A 19,890-nucleotide genomic window follows, 5' to 3' on the forward strand; every position below is an offset into this window, starting at 1 on the left:
CGAGGGTCAACCCCGAAGAGCGTCAGCGCGGGTTGAGGCTCGAACCTTGCCGGGCGATGCTGGTGCGTCGGCGGGAGCGGCCCGGCACGGCCCCATCGGGCCGCGCCGCCCGCGCGGGTTCAGAGGAAGGGCCGGCGGATCTCGTAGAGGGCGATCGCCGTCGCGATGGCGAGGTTGAAGCTGTCGGCCTTGCCCGCCATCGGGATCTTCACGAGGTCGGTGCAGCGTCCGGCGAGCGCGTCGGTGAGGCCCGACTGCTCGGTCCCCATCAGGAGGATCTGCGGCTCGCGGGGTTTCAGCGACCGGATGTCCGTCGCACCGCCAAGGTGGGTGCCGATCACCGCGCCCGGCCAGCGGTCGAGGAAGGCCTCGAAGCCCGCCATGTCCGTCTTCGCGATCGGCATGTGGAAGAGCGAGCCCATCGTGGCGCGCACCGCCTCCACCCCGAACGGATCGGCCGCGTTGCCGATGAGGACGATTCCCGACGCCCCCACGGCGTCCGCGGTGCGGATGATGGTGCCGACATTGCCGGGATCGCGCGGCCCCTCGAGGGCGACGATCGTGCCGGCGCGCATCGTGTCGAGCGGGGCGAGGTGCTGCTCGAAGACGCCCATCACCGTCTGCGGGTTGTCGCGCCGGGCGAGCTTCTCCATCACCGCCGCGTTGGTGAAGATCACGTCGCCGCCCATCGCGCGCACCTTGGCGGCGAGCTGGGCGACGGGGGTGTCGCCGTCCGGCTCGAGCGCGATGATCATCTCCGGCTTCCAGCCGACCTCGAGCGCGTCGAGGATCAGCTTGTGCCCCTCGGCGAGGAAGAGCCCGCTCTCGGCGCGCGCCTTGCGCTGGTGGAGCGCCCGCGCCGCCTTGATGATCGGGTTGGCGGTGCTCGTGACGTGCTTGACCGATCCGACCGCGCGCATCATGGCCGCCACGTCGCGAACATGGAGGTGGGGAGGAGCCGGCCCGAGGCCTCCTCGAGGGCGAGCTCGCCGGCCGTGACCGTGCCGCCCTTGCCGGCGAGCGACTCTTCGAGGAGGCGTCCGAAGGAGAGGGCCGAGGCGCGGATCGCGTAGGCCGTCAGGATGACGAAGAGGGCGTCGTCGGCGACGAGCTCGGCGATGTCGGACAGGATCGGCGGCAGGTCCTCGAAGAGGTTCCAGACCTCGTTCTTGGGACCGCGGCCGAATTTCGGCGGGTCGAGCAGGATGCCCTGATAGCGCCGCCCGCGCCGCACCTCGCGCGCGACGAACTTGGAGGCGTCGTCGCAGATCCAGCGGATCGCGTGGTCGTCGAGCCCGGAGGCGGTCTGGTTCTCGCGCGCCCAGGCGATCGCCTTCTTGGAGGCGTCGACATGGGTGACCTCGGCGCCGGCGGCGGCGAGGATCAGCGAGGCCGCGCCCGTATAGCCGAAGAGGTTGAGGATCTGCGGCCGCTCCGCCCCCTCGACCCCTTCGACGGCGCGCCGGGCGGCGTCCCAATGGGGCTGCTGCTCGGGGAAAAGTCCGACATGGCGGTTGCTGGTGATGCGGCAAATCATCTTCGCGGGGCCGCAATCGACGGTCCAGTCGTCGGGCTTGGCGGACCAGCGGCCGGGCCCGTCATCCTCGTCCGTACCCTCGAAGCGCGCGTCGGCGCTCTCCCAGGCGGCGGGGTCGGTGGGGCGCCACATCGCCTGCGGTTCGGGGCGCACGAGACGGATCTCGCCATATTGTTCGAGCTTCTGGCCGTCGCCCGAATCGATGAGGCGGTAGCCGGCGGGGCTCGCGACCAGCACCGTCAGCGCGTGGCTTGAGCCCGCCGTCGCCGCGCCTATCCTCTCCATAGCGTTCAATATGCTCGCCCGTTGATTTCGTTTATTCGAGTTTTTGATATCAGAGTGTCGCGCAGCGCAGGGGCCGCTGTGAGAGACGTTGGTCGCAGGATTGCGGCCAGAGCGAGGACAGCCCCGTTGGAGGCCGGACCATGGAGCTGAGCGGCGAACATCGAATTCCCGCGCCGCGGAGCGTGGTGTGGGAAGCGCTGCACGATCCCGAGATCCTGAAGGATTGCATCAAGGGCTGCCAGCGGCTCGAGAAACTCAACGACCATCAGATGGAAGCCACCGTCCAGGCGAAGGTCGGCCCCGTCAAGGCGACCTTCGAGGCGAATGTCGAAATCGTCGATCCCGTTGCACCGGAGCGCTACACGCTGACCGGCGAGGGGAAGGGCGGCGTCGCCGGCTTCGCCAAGGGCTCGGCCGAAGTCATCCTGACCGAGGACGGCAACGACACGATCCTCACCTACAATGCGAACGCCAAGATCGGCGGCAAGCTCGCCCAGCTCGGCTCGCGCCTCGTCGACACCACCGCCAAGAAGTACGCGGCGGACTTCTTCTCGACCCTCTCGGAGAAGCTGGGCGGCGGCGCGCCGGCGCCGGCGGCCGAGACCCCCGTCGAGGAGAGCGACGCGTCGGCGGACGAGGACGAGGTTGGCGGCCGGATCGAGCCGTCCATCGTCGAGGAAGGCACCTACGAGCTGGAGCTCGCCGGGGAAGAGACGGCGATCGCCTCGCCCCGCATGGAGGACCGCGTCGAGGAGATCCTCGAGCAGGAGGCCGCGAAGCGCGCCTGGGGCGGCCCCTGGTTCTGGGGAATTTTGGCGTTTGCGGCGGTGATCCTGGTTCTGATAGCGTTGCAATAACTGGAATAAGTCCAGAGGCATCCGGGATCGGTTTCCGGAGCCGTGGGGCAGGGGGAGAGAGAGGGCATGAGCGAGGTCAAGCTCACCGTGAACGGGCGCGAGGTTTCGCGCGAGGTGGAAGACCGCACGCTGCTCGTGACGTTTCTGCGCGAGCATCTGGGGCTCACCGGCACGCATGTCGGCTGCGACACGTCGCAGTGCGGGGCGTGCACGGTGCATGTCGACGGGCACGCGGTGAAGAGCTGCACGGTGCTCGCCGCGCAGGTGTCCGGCGCGTCGGTGACGACGATCGAGGGGCTCGCGCAAGGCGGCACGCTGCACCCGATGCAGGAGGCCTTCCGCACCCATCATGGCCTCCAGTGCGGCTTCTGCACGCCGGGGATGATCATGATGGCGGTCGACATCGTGGAGCGCCACGGCGCGCTCGACGAGGAGACGATCCGCAAGGAGCTCGAGGGCAATATCTGCCGCTGCACCGGCTACCACAACATCGTGAAGGCCATCAAAGCGGCCTCGGAGGAGATGGACGCGCCCGCAATGGCCGCGGAATAGGCAGGGCGCGCCGCCCGCCCGGGCGGCGCCCCGCACGGCAGACGACCAACAACGCAGCGATCAACAGCTGAAGGGTCTTGGGGGAAGAGATGGCAGAGGGCATCGGCGCGCGCGTCCTTCGGAAAGAGGACCAGCGCTTCATCACCGGCAAGGGGCGCTACACCGACGACATCGCAGAGCGCGACATGACGCACGGCGTCTTCGTCCGCTCGCCCCACGCGCACGCCAAGATCGTCGGGCTCGACACGTCCGCCGCCGCGGCGATGCCCGGCGTCGTCGGCATCGTCACGGGGCAGGACCTCATCGACGGGGCGGTCGGCAACATCATCTGCGGCTGGATGATCTATTCCAAGGACGGCAGCGCCATGAAGGCCGCGCCGTGGAAGGTCATGGACCCCGGCGTCGTGCGCCATGTGGGCCAGCCGGTGGCGCTCGTCGTCGCCGAGACGCGGTCCCAGGCGGTCGACGCGGCCGAGGCCGTCGTCGTCGACTATGAGGAGCTACCCGCCCTCACCAACTTCCACACCGCGCTCGATGCGGGCGCCGTCGAGGTCCACCCCGAGGCGCCCGGCAACATGATCTGCGACTGGCAGCTCGGCGACGAGACGGCGACCGACGCCGCCTTCGCCTCGGCCGCGCACGTCATCGAGCTCGACCTCGAGCAGAACCGCCTCGTGCCGAACGCGATCGAGCCGCGCGCCGCCGTCGCGAGCTATGACGCGGCGGACGAGCACTACACGCTGAACACGACGAGCCAGAACCCGCACGTCGCGCGCCTCGTCCTGTCGGCCTTCTACAACATCGCCCCCGAGCACAAGCTGCGCGTGATCGCGCCGGACGTCGGCGGCGGCTTCGGCTCCAAGATCTACATCTATCCCGAGGAGATCACCTGCCTCTTCGCCGCGAAGGCGCTGGGGCGGCCGGTGAAGTGGGTGGCGGACCGCTCGGAGAGCTTCCTCACCGACGCGCACGGGCGCGACCACAAGACGAAGGCGAAGCTCGCCCTCGACGCCGACTACAAGTTCACCGGCCTCAAGGTCGAGACGATCGCCAATATCGGGGCCTATATGAGCCTCTTCTCCTCGGCGACCCCGACCTATCTCTACGCGACGCTTCTGTCGGGCCAGTACACGACGCCGAACATCTACTGCAACGTGAAGCTCGTCTACTCGCACACGACCCCGGTCGACGCCTATCGCGGCGCCGGGCGGCCGGAGGCGACCTTCGTCGTGGAGCGCCTCGTCGAGGCGGCGGCGCGCCAGCTCGGGCTCGACCCGATCGAGCTGCGGCGGAAGAATTTCATCCGGTCCTTCCCCTACCAGACGCCCGTCCTGATGGCCTACGACCCGACGGACTTCGACGCGCTGGTGGAGAAGGGCCTCGCCCATGCCGACGTCGCCGGCTTCCCGGCGCGCCGCGCCGAGGCGGAGCGGCGCGGCAAGCTGCGCGGGCTCGGCTATTCCTGCTATATCGAGGCCTGCGGCCTCGCCCCGTCGAAGGCCGTCGGCCAGCTCGGCGGCGGCGTCGGCCAGTGGGAATCGGCTGAGGTGCGGGTGAACCCGGTCGGCACGATCGAGATCCTCACCGGCTCGCACAGCCACGGCCAGGGCCACGAGACGACCTTCGCCCAGGTGGTCGCCGACCGGCTCGGCGTGCCGGTCGCGAACGTCGCGATCATCCACGGCGACACCGACAAGATCCAGTTCGGCATGGGCTCCTACGGCTCGCGCTCCGGCCCGGTCGGCATGGGCGCGATCGCGAAGGCGCTCGAGAAGGTGGAATCGAAGGCGAAGGTCATCGCCGGCCACCTGATGGAAGCCGATCCGTCCGACATCGTGATCGAGAATGGCGAACTGAAGGTCGCCGGCACCGACCGCAAGCTCGCCTGGCACGAGATGACGCTCGCCGCCTACACCGCGCACAACCTGCCGGACGGCATCGAGCCGGGCCTCACCGAGAAGGCCTTCTACGACCCGGCGAACTTCACCTTCCCGGCCGGCTGCTTCATCTGCGAGGTGGAGATCGACCCCGACACGGGCATCACCCACGTGATTCAGTTCGTGGCGGTCGACGATTTCGGCGTGATCGTGAACCCGAACGTCGTCGAGGGGCAGGTCCATGGCGGTCTCGCCCAGGGCATCGGCCAGGCCCTCTATGAGGGCGCCTATTATGACGAGGGCGGCCAGCTCCTGACCGGCTCGTACATGGACTATTGCATGCCGCGGGCGGACGACCTGCCGTCCTTCTCGCTCGACCATATCGAGACGGCGAACCCCAACAACCCGCTCGGTGTGAAGGGCTGCGGCGAGGCGGGCGCGATCGGCGCGCCGGCGGCGGTGATCAACGCGGTGACGGACGCGTTGCAGACGGAAGCGATGACCATGCCGGCGAGCCCGGAGAAGGTGTGGCGGGCGGCTCAGGCGCTGCGCATGCCGATGGCGGCCGAGTAGGCGCCGGACAGGAGAGACGGGGACATGTACGCAACGAATTATGCGAAGGCGACGAGCCTCGAGGATGCGGTCGCGAAGCTCGGCGCTGCGGAGGACGGGAAGTTCCTCGGCGGCGGGCAGACCCTGCTCGCGACGATGAAGCAGCGCCTCGCGGCGCCGAGCGACGTCATCGACGTGACGAAGATCCCCGAGCTTCAGGGGATCAGCGTCGAGGGCGACCGCGTGGTGATCGGCGCGGCGACGACGCACGCGGCGGTGGCGGCCTCCAAGGAGATCGCCGCGGCGATCCCGTCGCTCGCCTATCTCGCCGGCACGATCGGCGATCCGGCCGTGCGCAACATGGGCACGATGGGCGGCGTTCTCGCGAACAACGACCCGGCGGCGGACTATCCGGCGGCGGCGCTGGCGCTCGACGCGACCATCATGACCTCGAAGGGCGAGCACGCGGCGGCGGATTATTTCGTCGGCATCTTCGAGACGGCGCTGGAGGATGACGAGATCATCACCAAAATCGCCTACAAGATCCCGCGGAAGGCCGGCTACGAGAAGTTCCGCAACCCGGCCTCGCGCTACTCGCTGTGCTCGGTGTTCGTGGCGCTGCTCGCGGACGGGCCGCGCGTCGCGGTGACGGGGTCGGGCAACGAGGGCGTCTTCCGCGTGCCGGAGATGGAGGCGGCGCTCGCCTCGAACTGGTCGCCGGACGCGGTGCGCGGGGTGAAGATCGACCCCGAGACGATGCTCGCCGACATCCACGGCTCGGCCGAATATCGCGCGCACCTCATCCCGGTCCTCGCCGCCCGCGCCGTCGCGAAGGCCGGATGAGCGAAGCCGACGCGCAGGGCTTCGACGCACCGAGGGGCTTCGACCGATTGGCCGAAGCCTTCGATTCGCTGGGGATCGTTCCGGAGACGGTGGAGCACGAAGCGGCCTTCACCGTCGATTCCGCGCGCGAACTGCGCGGCACGATCGCGGGCCTTCACATCAAGAACCTCTTCCTGAAGGACAAGAAGGGGACGATGTTCCTCGTCGTCGCGCCGGAGGAGAAGCCGGTCGACCTCAAGCGCCTCCACGGCTTCATCGGCGCGAAGGGGCGCCTCAGCTTCGCCTCCGCCGACGCGATGGCGCGCTATCTCGGCGTGACGCCGGGCTCGGTGACGCCGCTCGCCCTCATCAACGACGTCGAGGGAGCGGTGAGCTGCGTGGTCGACACGGCGCTGCGCGATGCACAGATCGTCAACGTCCACCCGCTGCGCAACACGGCGACGACGAGCGTGTCGGCGGACGGCTTCTTCGCCTTTCTCGACCATATCGGCCATGCGCCGCAGATCGTCGCGCTCCCGGAGCCCGACGCGGCGGAATGAGGCTGCGGGCGGGTCTCGAAATCTGGCCTTGCGCTGACCACTTTAGTCGAAACGCCGCAAGAGATGGCGCTCGGGGCCGGCCATGTTATGGTCGGCGCCAACGCCGCCTTGCGGACAGGCAATTGCCGCGTTGAAGGCGATGCCCCTACCTATGGCACATCTCATGCCTGCAGCATGAGCCAAGAGACGAGCAGAGAGCACCTATGAGCACCCTTCTGGGGCCCGGGGGACAGGCGATTTCGGCGACCCCGAACACAGCGCCGCGCGGCGGCACGGGCGACGTGGTGGAGACCACGACGCAGACCTTTGCGCGGGACGTTCTGGAGGCCTCGCGCAATGCGGTGGTCCTGGTGGACTTCTGGGCGCCGTGGTGCGGCCCCTGCAAGCAGCTTGCCCCGATCCTCGAGAAGGCGGTGAAGGCGTTCTCCGGCGCCGTCCAGCTCGTGAAGATGAACATCGACGACCATCCCGAGATCGCGGGCCAGCTCGGCATCCGCTCGATCCCGGCCGTCATCGCGTTCAGCCAGGGCCAGCCGATGGACGGCTTCATCGGCGCACAGACCGAGCAGCAGATCCGCACCTTCCTGGAGCGCGTGGCCGGTCCCGCGACCGACGGGATCAGCGAGCTTCTCTCCGAGGCCGAGGCCGCCCGCACCGCCGGTGAGCACGAGAAGGCGATGATGCTCTACGCCGAGGCGCTGCGCCGCGACGAGGAGAATGTCGCCGCCGTCGCCGGGCTCGGCATGGTGAGCATCGAGGCCGGCAATCTCGAGGGCGCCAAGCAGATGTTCGGCTCGCTGCCCGAGGCGATGAAGAAGGAGGCGCCGATCCTGGCGCTCGAGGCGGCGATCCGCCTCGCGGAGCAGGGCGCGACGCTCGGCGAGGCCGCCAAGTTCGAGGCCGCCGTCGCCGCCGACCCGACCGACTTCCAGGCGCGCTTCGACTATGCCGTCGCGCTCGCCGCGGAAGGCGACCGCAAGGCCGCCGTCGAGCAGCTCATCGAGATCATCCGCCGCGACCGTGAATGGAACGAAGGCGCGGCGCAGAAGGAGCTGATCAACTTCTTCGATGCATGGGGCCCGGCCGATCCCGCGACGCTCGCGGGCCGGCGCAAGATGGCATCCGTGCTGTTTGCCTGATCGATCAGGAGGACGGACATGCGGATCGGCAATGCGGCCTACGACAGCCTTTCGGATCTTCCGTCCATCGTGCCCGTCTTCCCCTTGTCGGGCGCGCTTCTCCTCCCGCGCGCGCACCTGCCGCTGAACATCTTCGAGCCGCGCTATCTGGCGATGATCGACGATGCGCTGGCGGGGGACCGGGTGATCGGGATGGTGCAGCCCCGCTTCGGCGAGGGCGCGGACGAGAGCGACGACAACCCGCCTTTGTGCGATGTCGGCGCTCTCGGCCGGATCATCTCGGTGCAGGAGACGGGGGACGGGCGCTATCTCATCCAGCTCGGCGGCGTGTGCCGTTTCCGGATTTTGGAAGAGGTGACGCGCAGCACGCCCTACCGGCAGTGCCGGATCTCGGCGGACCGCTTCGAGAGCGACCTCACGGTGCGCGCCGAGGAGGGGGCCGTCGACCGGGACGCGCTGATCCGCGCGTTCCAGAGCTATCTTGACGCGAACGATCTCGAGGCCGACTGGAAGAGCGTGCGCACGGCCTCCAACGAGGCGCTGGTGAACACGCTCGCGATGATGAGCCCGTACGGGCCGGCGGAGAAGCAGGCTCTGCTCGAGGCGCCGGACCTCGCCTCGCGCGCGGAGACGCTGGTCGCGATCACCGAAATCGAGCTCGCCCGCCAGGCGAGCGACAAGCCGATCTTGAATTAGGAGACGACGGCCATGGCCGAAGACCGCAAGGTGGACCCCAAGCTCCTGGAGCTCCTGGTCTGCCCGGTGACGAAATCGACGCTGCGCTATGATGCGGCGAACAACGAGCTGATCTCGGACGAGGCGAAGCTCGCCTACCCGATCCGGGACGGCATCCCCATCATGATCCCGGACGAGGCCCGCCAGATCGAGGGCTGAACGCTCCATCCCGCAAACGCGATCACGGCCGCCCCCGAGGCGGCCGTTTTCGTTTGAGCGCGCGTCATCCCGTCATGGAAACATGGCGGGATGAACCGGCGTGCTCGCCAGACAAAAGGCGTCAGGAGACCAGCGCGAGGTAGTTGTTGACGATGATGCGCTGCAGGAAGAACAGGCCGAGCAGCAGCACGATCGGGGACAGGTCCAGCCCGCCAAGGTCCGGCAGGACGCTGCGGATCGGGCGCAGGACGGGCTCCGTCAGCTTGTACAGGGTGGACCCCACCATCGCGATGAACTGGTTGCGCGGGTTCACGATGTTGAACGCGTAGAGCCAGGAGAACACGGCCGATGCGATCACGATCCACGTGTAGAGATTGATGACGGTCAGAATGAGGTCGAGTATCGAGGCCATGGGTCGCCTTTGTATTGTCCCCTAGCTAACTAGCGATGGGGCGGCGCGCTCGCAAGCAATCGCGACAACAGGACCGCTTGGAAGCGGAGCCCGGCGCAATCCCGGCCGCACCGCAGACTGAGGATCGGCCCGCGCGCGGGCCGTCGAGGCGAAGGCGAGAGGACCCATGACGGAACGGTCGACACGGGAGGACTATCGCGCCTTCCGCACGATCCCCACCCGCTGGATGGACAACGATGTCTACGGGCACGTGAACAATGTCGTCCACTACGCGCTCTTCGACACGGCGTTGACCGGCTGGCTCATCGAACAGGGTGTGCTCGATGTCCGCGCGGGGCGGCAGATCGGCCTCGTCGTCGAGACGGGGTGCCGCTACTTCGACCCCATCGCCTTCCCGGACGTCGTGACGGCGGGCATCTGCGTCGCGCGGATCGGCACGTCGTCGGTCCGCTACGAGGTCGCGCTGTTCCGCAACGATGAAGAGGAGGCCATCTCCGAGGGCCACTTCGTCCATGTCTTCGTGGACCGGGAGAGCCGGCGGCCGACGCCGCTGTCGGAGGCTCTGCGCGCGGCGCTGACGACGATCTCCGTCACAGCCGACTGAGCGGGGGGAGCGCGGCGCCGGAGCGCCGCGCCGTCGATCAGCGCCCGGTGATGCCGGGGAAGAAGAGCAGGAGGCCGACCGCGAGCACCTGCAGCGCGATGAACGGCAGGAGGGCGCGGAAGATGACGCCGAGCGGAATGTCGGGCGTCACGCTCTTCAGGTAGAAGGCCGCCGGGCCGAAGGGCGGCGACAGGAACGATACCTGCATGTTCATGCAGAAGAGGACGCCGAACCAGACCGGGTCCATGCCGAGCGATTTGATGATCGGCACGAAGATCGGCATCGTCAGCAGCGCGATGCCGACCCAGTCGAGGAAGGCGCCGAGGAAGAACAGGATCGCCATCATCAGGAGGACGATCACGGTCGGGTTGTCCGACACGCCGGTGATCATCTGCGAGATGAAATTGACGCCGCCCATGAGGTTGTAGACGCCGACGATCGCCGTCGCGCCGATGCCGATCCACACGATCATGCCGACGGTGGCGAGCGTCTGGAGCGCGGAGTCGCGCAACAGGCGGAAGGTGAACTCGCCGCGCAGGATCGTCGACAGGATGACGCCGCCGACGCCGATGGCCGAGGCCTCCGTCACCGAGGCGATGCCGCCATAGATCGAGCCGAGCACGAAGAAGACGACGAGGATCGGCAGGAAGAGGCCCTTGAGGAGGCGCAGCTTCTCCGCGGACGGGATCGGCGTCGGGTCGACCGGCGGCACGACGTGCGGCGTGAGGTAGGCGCGGGCGAGGATGTAGAGGACGTAGAACATCGCCAGCATGAAGCCGGGGATGAAGGCGGCCGAGAACAGCTCGCCGATCGAGACGTTGGCGGTGAGGCCGTAGATGATCAGGACGATCGAGGGCGGGACCATCGTGCCGAGCGAGCCGCCCGCGCACACCACGCCGATGGCGAGGTTGCGGTCATAGCCGAGGCGCAGCATCTGCGGCAGCGCGATGAGGCCGAGGAGCACGATCTCGCCGCCGATGATGCCGCTCATCGCCGCGAGGATGACGGCGACGAAGATGGTCTGCACCGCGACGCCGCCGCGCACGCGCCCGGCGAAGAGCTTCATCGCGTCGAAGAGGTCGCGCGCGATGCCGGAGCGGTCGAGGATCGCCGCCATCAGCACGAACATCGGCACCGACACGAACACGAAGTTCGAGACGAACGAGTAGACCCGGCTCGTGATGAGGGGGATCGACATCGGCCCGAACCAGCCGAGGGCGAAGATCAGCGCCACGAGGAGCGTGACGAAGGCGAGCGGCATGCCGGTGAGGAGCAGGGCGACCATCATGGCGAACATGACGATGGTGCCCCAGCCGATGCCGAGCTCCTGGAGGTTTATACCGAGGTGGAGAATGTCGCTCACCGGGACACACCGCGCTTGCTGCCGCGGGCATAGTTCACGGCGAGAATGAGGAACTGGATGGCGAGGAGCACCATCACGACGAGGATGAAGACCTTGATGAGCGCCGGTGTCGGCGGGCTCCAGGCGCTGCCCGTCGTCTCGAGGCGGATCTCACCGGAGGGGGCGAAGATCGCGCGCTGGACCATGTGCCAGGCTGCGTAGGCGAAGAAGAGGCTCGCGACCGCGCTGACCAGCGAGATGATCACGTCCATCACGCGCCGCAGCGCGGGCGGATAGTGGTCATAGAGGATCACGACGCGGATGTGGCTGTTGCGGCAGGTGCAGTAGAGGCCGCCGAAGATGAACGAGATGCCGCAGAGGAAGACGGTCGTCTCGTGCGCCCAGATGGTCGGGCTGTTCAGCACGTAGCGCAGGAACACCTCGGTGAGGAGGATGCCCGCGGCGATGACGATGCCGGCGGCGAAGAGGTAGCCGCAATTCTCGACGATCCGGCCCATGATGCCGGCCTCGGGGATCGTCGTGCCCGTCCCTTCGCTCGTGGCCGCCAGGTCAATCGATTCACGCGAATCCGTGGGTTGGGTCATATCATCTCAACTTGCCGACCAGTGGGAGGGATGGCGCGCCGGCCGCGGGCAGCGATCCCGCATCTTGGCCGGGAAAAAAGGCGGCCGTGTGAGCGGCCGCCTTCGGTGCAGACTTACTGCATCAGGCCCTTTTCCTTGAGGTAGGCCGTGAGGGTGTCGAACACCTTCTGGGCCATCGGCGAGCCCTGCGCGATGCGCTCCCACTCGGCGACGGCGATGGCGCGGAACTTGGCGCGCTCCTCGTCGGACCAGTTGTGGACGGTGATGTCGGGATCGGCCTCGGCCTCGGCGACGGCGGCGAGGTCACGCTCGTGCAGGCCGTTGGTCTGGGTCTGCTGGAACTCCTTCACCGTCTCTTCGAGCATCGTCTTGACGTCGTCCGGCAGCGCGTCCCACTTCGCCTTGTTCATCGAGACCTCGACGAGGGGGAGCGAGTGGAAGCCCGGATAGACCGGGTGCGGGGCGACCTTGTTGAGGCCCTGCTGCTGGTTGACCGAGAACACCGAATAGTCGGCCGCGTCGACGACGCCCTTGTCGATCGAGGTGTAGACTTCCGAGGCCGGCAGGTTCACCGGCGCGGCGCCGGCGGCGGCGAACACGTTGGCGATCGGGCCTTCCGGCGAGCGCACCTTCACGCCCTTGAGGTCATCGACGCCGTCGAGCGGGACGCGCGAGACGAACGCCTCGAGGCCCGGCGTCGACACGCCGATGAAGTGGAGGCCGTAGGAGCCGAGAAGCTCGTTCATGAGCTCCTTGCCGCCGCCATTCTCGACGAAGTCGATCATCTGGGCGGGGTCCGACCAGGCGCCGACCGGGTTGGCGATGAGGCCGAAGGCCGGGTCCTTGCCCGCCCAGTAGGACGAGTCGCAGATCTGGCCGTCGAGGATGCCGGCGGCGACGGCGTCGAGCGTCTCGTTGTACTCGACGACGGAGCCGACCGGCAGGAGCTCGATCTTCACCTTGCCGCCGGAACGCTCGGCGACGAGGTCGGTCCAGCCCTTCTGGTACTCGAAGTTCGGGTTGCCGGCCGGATCCGAGGACTGGAAGCGGAAGCTGTATTCCTGCGCCGAGGCGCCGGTGGCGATGACGCCGGCGAGGGCGATGCCCGCCGCGCGAATGGTCCATTTGAGAGACATTCTATTCCTCCCGGGTTGCGGAAATTGTGGGCGGCGCGCCTAGCTGCGCAGACCGGGCCCAAACTGGTCAGGTTGCGCCGTTCCGCCCGTGGGCAGACGCGACAGCCGTGAGTCGAGCATCGTCGGATCGACCGAGGCGGACAGATCGTCGATGAACATGCGGGACAGCTGGATGACCTCGTCGGTGGCCGCCTTCGCCTTTTCGGCGTCGCCGGCGACGACCGCGTCGAGGATCCTCAGATGGCGCTCGATCGTGGTCGCGAGACCGCCGGCGCCGGAGAAATGGGTGAGGTGAACGTGGCCGACCCGGCGCGCGAAGGCGTGCAGCGGGCGCAGGCTCTGCTCCAGGAACGGCTCGCGCGCGGCGGCGATCATCAGCCGGTCGAAGGAGCGGTCGAAGAGGTTGAATGTGGCGAGCGTCGCGTCGTCCCCCAGCGAGACGAGCGAACGGCGCAGGTGCAGGAGCCCGGCCCGGTGGTTGGAGGAGAGGTTGCGCGCCGCCTCCTCCATCACGAACCCTTCGAGCGCCTGGCGCAGGTCCGTGAGGCGGCGCTCGCGCGTGAGGTCGATCGGCGTGACCGTCAGCCCGTCGCGCGGGCGGATCTCGAGCAGCGTCTCGGTGGCGAGGCGCCGGACGGCCTGATGGACGGGGGTGCGGCCGACGCCGACCATCGACTGGAGGTCGGCCATGCGCACGAAGGAACCGGGGGCGAGCTGGGTAGAGATGAACAGCTCCTCGATCCGCTCATAGGCGAGCTCAGAAAGGCTGGGCTTTCGCCCGCCGAGCCGCCAGTCGAGATCGAAGACGTTTGGATCCACCCGATGTCCCTTTTAATTTTGACCGGAGCACTCATCAAAATATCAGCTGCGCGTCAAGACATACCGTGATATTTCACAGTAGCGAGATGGCCGCTCCCCAGGTTGAGCGGCATGGCAGAACCAGAAAAGAAGGCAGGAACCGTGAAGATTACCGCCATCGAGACGCTGCGCACCAAGGAGTTCGCGAACGTCCTGTGGGTGCGCGTTCACACCGACGCCGGGATCGTCGGGCTCGGCGAGACCTTCTACGGAGCGGGCGCCGTCGAGGCGCACATCCACGACACGCTCGCCCAGCGCCTCCTCGGCAAGAACCCGCTCCACATCGAGGCGCACTCGCGCGAGATGGTGGCGCTGCCGATGGCGCAGTCCTCCACCGGCGTCGAATATCGCGCCGCCTCCGCGATCGACATCGCGCTGTGGGACGTGTTCGGCAAGGTGTGCGACCAGCCGGTGCACCAGATGATGGGCGGCCTCTGCCGCGACAAGCTGCGCGTCTACAACACGTGCGCCGGCACCGGCTATGTGCGCTCCAACAACATCAAGCCGGTCGAGAATTGGAGCCTCGACAAGCCCGAGGGCCGCTACGAGGACCTCGACGGCTTCATGAACCGGGCCGACGCCCTCGCCGAGGATCTCCTCGCGAACGGCATCACGGCGATGAAGATCTGGCCGTTCGACCCGATCGCCCACGAGAACCAGGGCCTCTTCATCACCGCCGCCCAGATGAAGAAGGGCGTCGAGCCGTTCGAGAAGATCCGCAAGGCCGTCGGCGACAAGATCGACATCATGGTCGAGTTCCACTCGCTCTGGAACCTGCCGGCCGCCAAGGTGATCGCCCGCGAGCTCGAGCAGTACAAGCCGATGTGGTACGAGGACCCCATCAAGATGAACTCGCCCCAGGCGCTCGGCGAGTATGCCCGCTCCACCGACGTGTGGGTGTGCGCCTCCGAGACGCTCGGCAGCCGCTGGCCCTACAAGGACATGCTCGACCACGACGCCCTTTCGGTCGCGATGGTCGATATCTGCTGGTCGGGCGGCCTCACCGAGGCGCGCAAGATCGCCTCGCTCGCCGAAACTTGGCACCGTCCCTTCGCGCCGCACGACTGCATCGGCCCGGTCGGCTTTGCCGCCGCGATCCACGCCTCCTTCAGCCAGCCGAACACGCTGATCCAGGAATCCGTCCGCGCCTTCTATCGCGGCTGGTACACAGAGCTCGTGACGGTGGTCCCGAAGATCGAGGGCGGCTACGTCTATCCGATGGAGGGACCGGGCCTCGGCGTCGAGCTGCTGCCCGCCGTGTTCGAGCGCTCGGATCTCATCGTGCGAAAATCAGAAGCTTGAGGGAGAGAATGAGCAAGCTTTTCGACCTGACGGGCAAGACCGCCCTCGTCACCGGCTCCTCGCGCGGGCTCGGCCATGCGATCGCCGTCGGCCTTGCCGAGGCGGGGGCCGCGCTGGTGCTGAACGGGGTCAACGAGGCGCGCCTCGCGGATGCGGCGGCCGATCTCAAGGCGCGCGGCTTCACCGTCCACACCGCGCCCTTCGACGTGTGCGACGAGGCGGCGGTGGTCGCGGCCTTCGAGACGCTCGACGCGACCGGGGTCGACGTCGACATCCTCGTCAACAATGCCGGCATCCAGCACCGCCAGCCGATGGTCGAGCTTTCGACCGAGAACTGGCGCCGCGTGATCGAGACCAACCTCACGAGCGCGTTCGTGATCGGGCGCGAGGCGGCCAGGCGCATGATCGCGCGCGGGTCGGGCAAGGTGATCAATATCGGCTCGCTCACCTCCGAGCTCGCCCGCGCGACGGTGACGCCCTATACGGTCGCCAAGGGCGGCATCAAGATGCTGACGAAGGGCATGGCCGCCGAGTGGGGCGAGCTCGGCATCCAGGCGAATGCCATCGGGCCGGGCTACATGATCACCGACATGAACGAGGCGCTGATCGCCAACCCCACCTTCGACGCCTGGGTGAAGGGCCGCACGCCGCAGCGCCGCTGGGGCCGCCCGGAAGAGCTCGTGGGCGCGGCCGTCTTCCTCGCCGCCCCCGCATCGGATTATGTGAACGGTCAGATCATCTACGTCGACGGCGGTATGATCTCGGTGCTCTGAGCGGGCACCCGTCGCGTCGCGCCGGCCGCTCTCGGCCGGCGCCGAAAGGAAACGAACCATGCGTGCCATCATCGCCCACGCCGCAAAGGATCTCCGGATCGCCGATATCGACGCGCCCGCCGCGCCCGGCCCCGGCGAGGTCGCCGTCCGCCTGAAGGTCGGCGGCATCTGCGGCTCCGACCTCCACTACTACCTTCATGGCGGCTTCGGCACCGTGCGGATCAAGGAGCCGATGATCCTCGGCCATGAGGTCTCCGGCGAGATCGCCGCCCTCGGGGACGGGGTCAAGGGGCTCGAGATCGGGCAGCCGGTCGCGGTGAACCCCTCGCGCCCCTGCCGGCGCTGCCGCTATTGCACGAGCGGGCGTGCCAACCTCTGCCCGGAGGTGATCTTCAACGGCAGCGCGATGCGCTTCCCCCACGTCCAGGGCCTCTTCCGCGAAGAGGTCGTCGTGCCGGCCGCGCTCGCCGTGCCCGTCGCGTGCGACCTCGCCCAGGCGGCGATGATCGAGCCCTTCTCCGTCGCCCTCCACGCGGTGAACCGCGCGCCCTCGCTTCTCGGCGCGAAGGTGCTGATCTCGGGGGCGGGGCCGATCGGCTGCCTCGTCGCGATCGCGGCGAAGCTCGCCGGGGCGCGCGAGATCACGATGACCGACATCGCGGAGCCGCCGCTCGCCATCGCGCGCACCATCGGCGCCGACATCACGGTCGACGCCAAGGACGCGGACGCGATCGCGGCGCTGCGCGATTCCTTCGACATCGCGTTCGACTGCTCGGGCGCGGCCCCGGCGATGGAGACCGCCTTCGACCTCGTGGGCCCGGGCGGGATCATCATCGTGGTCGGCAATGGCGGCAACCCGTCGATGCCGACGAGCCGCGTCGTCGCGCGCGAGATCGAGGTGCGGGGCTCCTTCCGCTTCGACGGCGAGTTCGCCCTCGCGGCCGGGCTCCTCTCCGGCAAGCGCGTGGACCTCACCCCGCTCGTCACCGCGACGCGGCCGCTCGCCGACGCGGTCGCCGCCTTCGACCTCGCGAGCGACAAGGCACGGTCGATGAAGGTGCAGCTCGACCTCGCGGCCTGACGGGGTGTGCGGGCGGCGCGGCCCGATGGGGCCGTGCCGGGCCGCTCCCGCCGACGCACCAGCATCGCCCGGCAAGGTTCGAGCCTCAACCCACGCTTCGCTCTTCGGGGTTGACCCTCGAACCTTGCCGGGCGCGCGCGGAAACAGTCGGCTCCGGAGGAAGGTCGGGCCTTCGTCTCTCCAAAGGAAGGGGGGAAGGAAGAGGGTGCCGGCGGCGGGGCTGGGAGGTTCGGCGGCTCGCGCGTTGGGCGCGGGCCGCTTTTTTGTCAGCCGCGCAGGGTGGCGCCGGTCGCTTTCGTGACGGCGGCGACGACGGCGGCGGAGACGGCGTCGATCTCCTCGTCGGTCAGCGTGCGCTCCATCGGCTGGAGCGTGATCTCGACCGCGACTGACTTCTGACCCTCAGGCACGCCCTGGCCGCGATAGACGTCGAAGACGGTGGCGTCGGTCACGAGGTCCTTGCGCGCGCCCTTGGCGGCGCGGGTGATCGCGCGCGCGTCAATCTCGTCGGCGACGAGGAAGGCGAAGTCGCGGCGCACCGGCATCAGGTCGGACGCGGTGAAGGCGGGCTTCTTCGTCGCCTTGCGGCGCGGCTCGGGCACGGCCTCCAGCGTCAGCTCGAAGGCGACGAGGCGCTCGGGCGCGTCCATCGCGGCGAGGAGGGCCGGGTGGAGCTCGCCGAAATGGCCGAGCACCTTCGGGCCGAGCCGCAGCGTGCCGGAGCGGCCGGGGTGATAGTGGGCCGGGGCGTCGCGGGTGATGTCGGCCTTGTCGGCGGGGCCGCCGATCGCGGCCAGCGCCGCGAGGATGTCGGCCTTGGCGTCGAACACGCCAGCCGCCTCGCCGCCGTGCGACCAGTGGCGACCGGTCTCGCCCGGACGGGCGCGGCCCTGGCGCACACCCGCGGCCGACGTCGTCTGGTCGCCGGGCTCGTCGCCGGCGAAGACCTGGCCGACCTCGAAGAGGGCGAGGTCCGGGTGGCCGCGATTGACGTTGCGCGTGACGGCGCGCACGAGGCCCGGCAGGAGGCTCGGCCGCATGTCGGACAGCGCCTCGGCGATGGGGTTCGCAAGACGCAGCGCCTCGCCGCCGCCGCCGAAGGCCGTGGCGTCGTCATGGCCGACAAAGGACCAGGTGACGGCCTCCACCATACCGCGAGAGGCAAGGGCCCGGCGCGTCGTCGACACGCGGCTCTGGAGGGTCGTGAGAACGCGCGGGGCGACCGCCTCGAGGCGGGGCATCGGCGTCGGCGCGACATCGTCGATGCCGACGATGCGCACGACCTCTTCCACGAGGTCGGCCTTGCCCTCGACATCGGCGCGCCAGGTCGGCGTCGTCACCGACCAGGGGGCGGTGCCGGCATCGACGGTGAAGCCGAGCGTCTCGAGCACTTCCGCGGCCTTATCCGGCGCGACGTCGAGGCCGGAGAGGCGCTTGATCTCGGACGGGGGGAATTCGATCGTGCGCGTGCCGTCCGGGATCGCCCCGGCGAGGGTGATCGGCCCGGCCTTGCCGCCGCACAATTCGAGGATCATCGCGACCGCCGCTTCCAGGCCCGGCACGGTGAAGGCCGGGTCGACACCGCGCTCGAAGCGGTGGCGGGCGTCGGAATTGAGGCCGAGCGCGCGGCCGGTGCGCGCGATGTTGTAGGGGTCCCAGAGCGCCGATTCCACGAGGACGCGCGTCGTCGTCTCGCTGGAGCCGGAGGCCTCGCCGCCCATCACGCCGGCGAGCGACTCGACGCCGTTATCGTCGGCGATGACCACCACAGACGGGTCGAGCGTGTAGGTGCGCCCGTCGAGCGCCTCGACGGTCTCGCCCGCCTTTGCGGCGCGCACGGTGAGGCGGCCCTTCACGCTGTCGGCGTCGAAGACGTGGAGCGGGCGGTCGACGTCGTAGGTGAGGTAGTTGGTGACGTCGACGAGGCGGTTGATGGGGCGGAGCCCGATCGCGTTCAGCCGCTTCTTCAGCCACTCCGGCGAGGGGCCGTTCTCGACCCCCTCGATGAGGCAGAGGGCGAAGGCGGGGCAGAGCGCCGGGTCGGGAAGGTCGAGCGTGACTTCGGGGGTCGCGACCTCGGGCGCCGCGGCGATCGCGATCGCGGGGGCCGGCTTCAGCGTGCCGAGCCCGGCCGCGGCGAGGTCGCGCGCGATGCCGCGCACGCCGAGACAGTCGGCCCGGTTCGGGGTGAGGCCGATCTCGATCACCGGATCGTTGATTTCGGCCCACTCGACGTAGGGCGTGCCGACGGGGGCGTCGGCGGGCAGGTCGACGATGCCGTCATGGTCCTCGGAGAGGCCCATCTCGCGCTCCGACAGCATCATGCCGTGGCTCTCGACGCCGCGGATCGAGCCGACCGCGAGGTCGATGCCGGTGCCGGGGATGTGGCTGCCGGGGGCCGCGAAGACGCCGACGAGCCCCTCGCGCGCGTTCGGCGCGCCGCAGACGACCTGGAGGGCCGAGCCGTCGCCGGGATCGACCGTCAGGACCCGCAGCCGGTCGGCGTTCGGGTGCTGCACGGCCGACGTGACGCGGGCGATGCGGAACGGCGCGAGCGCGGCCGCGGGGTTCTCCACCCCTTCGACCTCGAGGCCGATGGCGGTGAGGCGATCGACGATCGCCTCGAGCGACGCGTCGGTCGCGAGGTGGTCCTTCAGCCAGGACAGTGTGAACTTCATGACGAGACTTTAGACTTCCGAATG

The 19,890-nt window shown here is 68.7% G+C and carries 20 protein-coding genes; 12 read left to right on the forward strand and 8 right to left on the reverse strand.

The window, feature by feature from the left end:
* Nucleotides 1–119: 119 nt before the first annotated feature.
* Nucleotides 120–920 carry a TrmH family RNA methyltransferase gene (locus DBV35_RS22080; RefSeq protein WP_245944028.1) on the reverse strand — a complete coding sequence of 267 codons (801 nt, stop codon included), beginning with the start codon at nt 918–920 and terminating at the stop codon, nt 120–122.
* The gene (locus DBV35_RS22085) at nt 920–1,822 is read right to left on the reverse strand and encodes a class I SAM-dependent rRNA methyltransferase (RefSeq protein WP_108662525.1); all 903 of its coding nucleotides are present in this window, start codon (nt 1,820–1,822) and stop codon (nt 920–922) included. Before DBV35_RS22085 ends, DBV35_RS22080 begins: the two co-directional genes overlap by 1 nt.
* Before the next feature lie 140 nt (nt 1,823–1,962).
* On the opposite strand from DBV35_RS22085, the gene DBV35_RS22090 reads away from it, so the two are divergent.
* The 8 genes from DBV35_RS22090 (at nt 1,963) to DBV35_RS22125 (ending at nt 9,075) form a co-directional block, all read left to right on the forward strand.
* Nucleotides 1,963–2,679: an SRPBCC family protein gene (locus DBV35_RS22090; RefSeq protein ID WP_108662526.1), complete on the forward strand. Its 717-nt coding sequence runs from the start codon at nt 1,963–1,965 to the stop codon at nt 2,677–2,679.
* Between the two features lie 66 nt (nt 2,680–2,745).
* Entirely contained in the window at nt 2,746–3,231 is a 486-nt protein-coding gene (locus DBV35_RS22095) for a (2Fe-2S)-binding protein (protein WP_108662527.1), read from the forward strand.
* Nucleotides 3,232–3,320: 89 nt separating this feature from the next.
* Nucleotides 3,321–5,681 carry a xanthine dehydrogenase family protein molybdopterin-binding subunit gene (locus DBV35_RS22100; protein ID WP_108662528.1) on the forward strand — a complete coding sequence of 787 codons (2,361 nt, stop codon included), beginning with the start codon at nt 3,321–3,323 and terminating at the stop codon, nt 5,679–5,681.
* Between the two features lie 24 nt (nt 5,682–5,705).
* On the forward strand, nt 5,706–6,503 hold the full coding sequence (locus tag DBV35_RS22105; protein ID WP_108662529.1) for an FAD binding domain-containing protein: 798 nt from the start codon (nt 5,706–5,708) through the stop codon (nt 6,501–6,503).
* The gene (locus DBV35_RS22110; protein WP_108662530.1) at nt 6,500–7,042 is read left to right on the forward strand and encodes a prolyl-tRNA synthetase associated domain-containing protein; all 543 of its coding nucleotides are present in this window, start codon (nt 6,500–6,502) and stop codon (nt 7,040–7,042) included. Before DBV35_RS22105 ends, DBV35_RS22110 begins: the two co-directional genes overlap by 4 nt.
* Before the next feature lie 203 nt (nt 7,043–7,245).
* A complete protein-coding gene (gene trxA, locus DBV35_RS22115) occupies nt 7,246–8,181 on the forward strand; it encodes a thioredoxin (RefSeq protein ID WP_108662531.1) in 936 nt (311 codons plus the stop codon).
* Nucleotides 8,182–8,199: 18 nt separating this feature from the next.
* A complete protein-coding gene (locus tag DBV35_RS22120; protein ID WP_108662532.1) occupies nt 8,200–8,877 on the forward strand; it encodes an LON peptidase substrate-binding domain-containing protein in 678 nt (225 codons plus the stop codon).
* A 12-nt stretch (nt 8,878–8,889) separates the two neighbouring features.
* Nucleotides 8,890–9,075 carry a Trm112 family protein gene (locus DBV35_RS22125; RefSeq protein WP_108662533.1) on the forward strand — a complete coding sequence of 62 codons (186 nt, stop codon included), beginning with the start codon at nt 8,890–8,892 and terminating at the stop codon, nt 9,073–9,075.
* A gap of 121 nt (nt 9,076–9,196) precedes the next feature.
* Here the strand turns inward: DBV35_RS22125 and DBV35_RS22130 are convergent, their stop codons facing one another.
* Nucleotides 9,197–9,487, reverse strand: a complete 291-nt coding sequence (locus DBV35_RS22130) for a YggT family protein (protein ID WP_108662534.1) — start codon at nt 9,485–9,487, stop codon at nt 9,197–9,199.
* Between the two features lie 166 nt (nt 9,488–9,653).
* Between DBV35_RS22130 and DBV35_RS22135 the strand changes: the two genes are divergently transcribed.
* Nucleotides 9,654–10,091, forward strand: a complete 438-nt coding sequence (locus DBV35_RS22135; protein ID WP_205648797.1) for an acyl-CoA thioesterase — start codon at nt 9,654–9,656, stop codon at nt 10,089–10,091.
* A gap of 37 nt (nt 10,092–10,128) precedes the next feature.
* Here DBV35_RS22135 and DBV35_RS22140 read toward each other — a convergent pair whose 3' ends face one another.
* From DBV35_RS22140 to DBV35_RS22155, 4 genes are all read right to left on the reverse strand, one after another.
* On the reverse strand, nt 10,129–11,454 hold the full coding sequence (locus DBV35_RS22140) for a TRAP transporter large permease (protein WP_211100026.1): 1,326 nt from the start codon (nt 11,452–11,454) through the stop codon (nt 10,129–10,131).
* Nucleotides 11,451–12,038 carry a TRAP transporter small permease subunit gene (locus tag DBV35_RS22145; RefSeq protein WP_108662535.1) on the reverse strand — a complete coding sequence of 196 codons (588 nt, stop codon included), beginning with the start codon at nt 12,036–12,038 and terminating at the stop codon, nt 11,451–11,453. The genes DBV35_RS22140 and DBV35_RS22145 overlap by 4 nt, the downstream gene beginning before the upstream one ends.
* 113 nt (nt 12,039–12,151) lie before the next feature.
* Nucleotides 12,152–13,174 carry a TRAP transporter substrate-binding protein gene (locus tag DBV35_RS22150; protein ID WP_108662536.1) on the reverse strand — a complete coding sequence of 341 codons (1,023 nt, stop codon included), beginning with the start codon at nt 13,172–13,174 and terminating at the stop codon, nt 12,152–12,154.
* A 39-nt stretch (nt 13,175–13,213) separates the two neighbouring features.
* Nucleotides 13,214–13,993 carry a GntR family transcriptional regulator gene (locus DBV35_RS22155; protein WP_108662537.1) on the reverse strand — a complete coding sequence of 260 codons (780 nt, stop codon included), beginning with the start codon at nt 13,991–13,993 and terminating at the stop codon, nt 13,214–13,216.
* A 141-nt stretch (nt 13,994–14,134) separates the two neighbouring features.
* Here DBV35_RS22155 and DBV35_RS22160 point away from each other — a divergent pair, with 141 nt between their 5' ends.
* The 3 genes from DBV35_RS22160 to DBV35_RS22170 are packed head-to-tail and all read left to right on the forward strand — an operon-like array spanning nt 14,135 to nt 17,188.
* Nucleotides 14,135–15,334 carry a mandelate racemase/muconate lactonizing enzyme family protein gene (locus DBV35_RS22160; RefSeq protein WP_170135010.1) on the forward strand — a complete coding sequence of 400 codons (1,200 nt, stop codon included), beginning with the start codon at nt 14,135–14,137 and terminating at the stop codon, nt 15,332–15,334.
* 8 nt (nt 15,335–15,342) lie between these two features.
* Nucleotides 15,343–16,107 carry an SDR family oxidoreductase gene (locus tag DBV35_RS22165; protein ID WP_108662539.1) on the forward strand — a complete coding sequence of 255 codons (765 nt, stop codon included), beginning with the start codon at nt 15,343–15,345 and terminating at the stop codon, nt 16,105–16,107.
* 58 nt (nt 16,108–16,165) lie between these two features.
* Nucleotides 16,166–17,188, forward strand: a complete 1,023-nt coding sequence (locus DBV35_RS22170; protein ID WP_108662540.1) for an L-idonate 5-dehydrogenase — start codon at nt 16,166–16,168, stop codon at nt 17,186–17,188.
* A gap of 266 nt (nt 17,189–17,454) precedes the next feature.
* Here DBV35_RS22170 and pheT read toward each other — a convergent pair whose 3' ends face one another.
* Complete coding sequence (gene pheT, locus DBV35_RS22175; protein ID WP_108662541.1) at nt 17,455–19,866, reverse strand: phenylalanine--tRNA ligase subunit beta; 2,412 nt, start codon at nt 19,864–19,866, stop codon at nt 17,455–17,457.
* Nucleotides 19,867–19,890 lie beyond the last annotated feature (24 nt).

Source organism: Acuticoccus kandeliae, from assembly GCF_003073115.1.

Coding starts and splice junctions, on each gene's coding strand:
- DBV35_RS22085 (WP_108662525.1), bottom strand. CDS start 1,822: ATGGAGAGGATAGGCGCGGCGACGGCGGGCTCAAGCCACGCGCTGACG.
- DBV35_RS22135 (WP_205648797.1), top strand. CDS start 9,654: ATGACGGAACGGTCGACACGGGAGGACTATCGCGCCTTCCGCACGATC.
- DBV35_RS22170 (WP_108662540.1), top strand. CDS start 16,166: ATGCGTGCCATCATCGCCCACGCCGCAAAGGATCTCCGGATCGCCGAT.
- DBV35_RS22145 (WP_108662535.1), bottom strand. CDS start 12,038: ATGACCCAACCCACGGATTCGCGTGAATCGATTGACCTGGCGGCCACG.
- DBV35_RS22090 (WP_108662526.1), top strand. CDS start 1,963: ATGGAGCTGAGCGGCGAACATCGAATTCCCGCGCCGCGGAGCGTGGTG.
- DBV35_RS22150 (WP_108662536.1), bottom strand. CDS start 13,174: ATGTCTCTCAAATGGACCATTCGCGCGGCGGGCATCGCCCTCGCCGGC.
- DBV35_RS22110 (WP_108662530.1), top strand. CDS start 6,500: ATGAGCGAAGCCGACGCGCAGGGCTTCGACGCACCGAGGGGCTTCGAC.
- pheT (WP_108662541.1), bottom strand. CDS start 19,866: ATGAAGTTCACACTGTCCTGGCTGAAGGACCACCTCGCGACCGACGCG.
- DBV35_RS22095 (WP_108662527.1), top strand. CDS start 2,746: ATGAGCGAGGTCAAGCTCACCGTGAACGGGCGCGAGGTTTCGCGCGAG.
- trxA (WP_108662531.1), top strand. CDS start 7,246: ATGAGCACCCTTCTGGGGCCCGGGGGACAGGCGATTTCGGCGACCCCG.
- DBV35_RS22130 (WP_108662534.1), bottom strand. CDS start 9,487: ATGGCCTCGATACTCGACCTCATTCTGACCGTCATCAATCTCTACACG.
- DBV35_RS22125 (WP_108662533.1), top strand. CDS start 8,890: ATGGCCGAAGACCGCAAGGTGGACCCCAAGCTCCTGGAGCTCCTGGTC.
- DBV35_RS22120 (WP_108662532.1), top strand. CDS start 8,200: ATGCGGATCGGCAATGCGGCCTACGACAGCCTTTCGGATCTTCCGTCC.
- DBV35_RS22105 (WP_108662529.1), top strand. CDS start 5,706: ATGTACGCAACGAATTATGCGAAGGCGACGAGCCTCGAGGATGCGGTC.
- DBV35_RS22100 (WP_108662528.1), top strand. CDS start 3,321: ATGGCAGAGGGCATCGGCGCGCGCGTCCTTCGGAAAGAGGACCAGCGC.
- DBV35_RS22080 (WP_245944028.1), bottom strand. CDS start 920: ATGCGCGCGGTCGGATCGGTCAAGCACGTCACGAGCACCGCCAACCCG.
- DBV35_RS22165 (WP_108662539.1), top strand. CDS start 15,343: ATGAGCAAGCTTTTCGACCTGACGGGCAAGACCGCCCTCGTCACCGGC.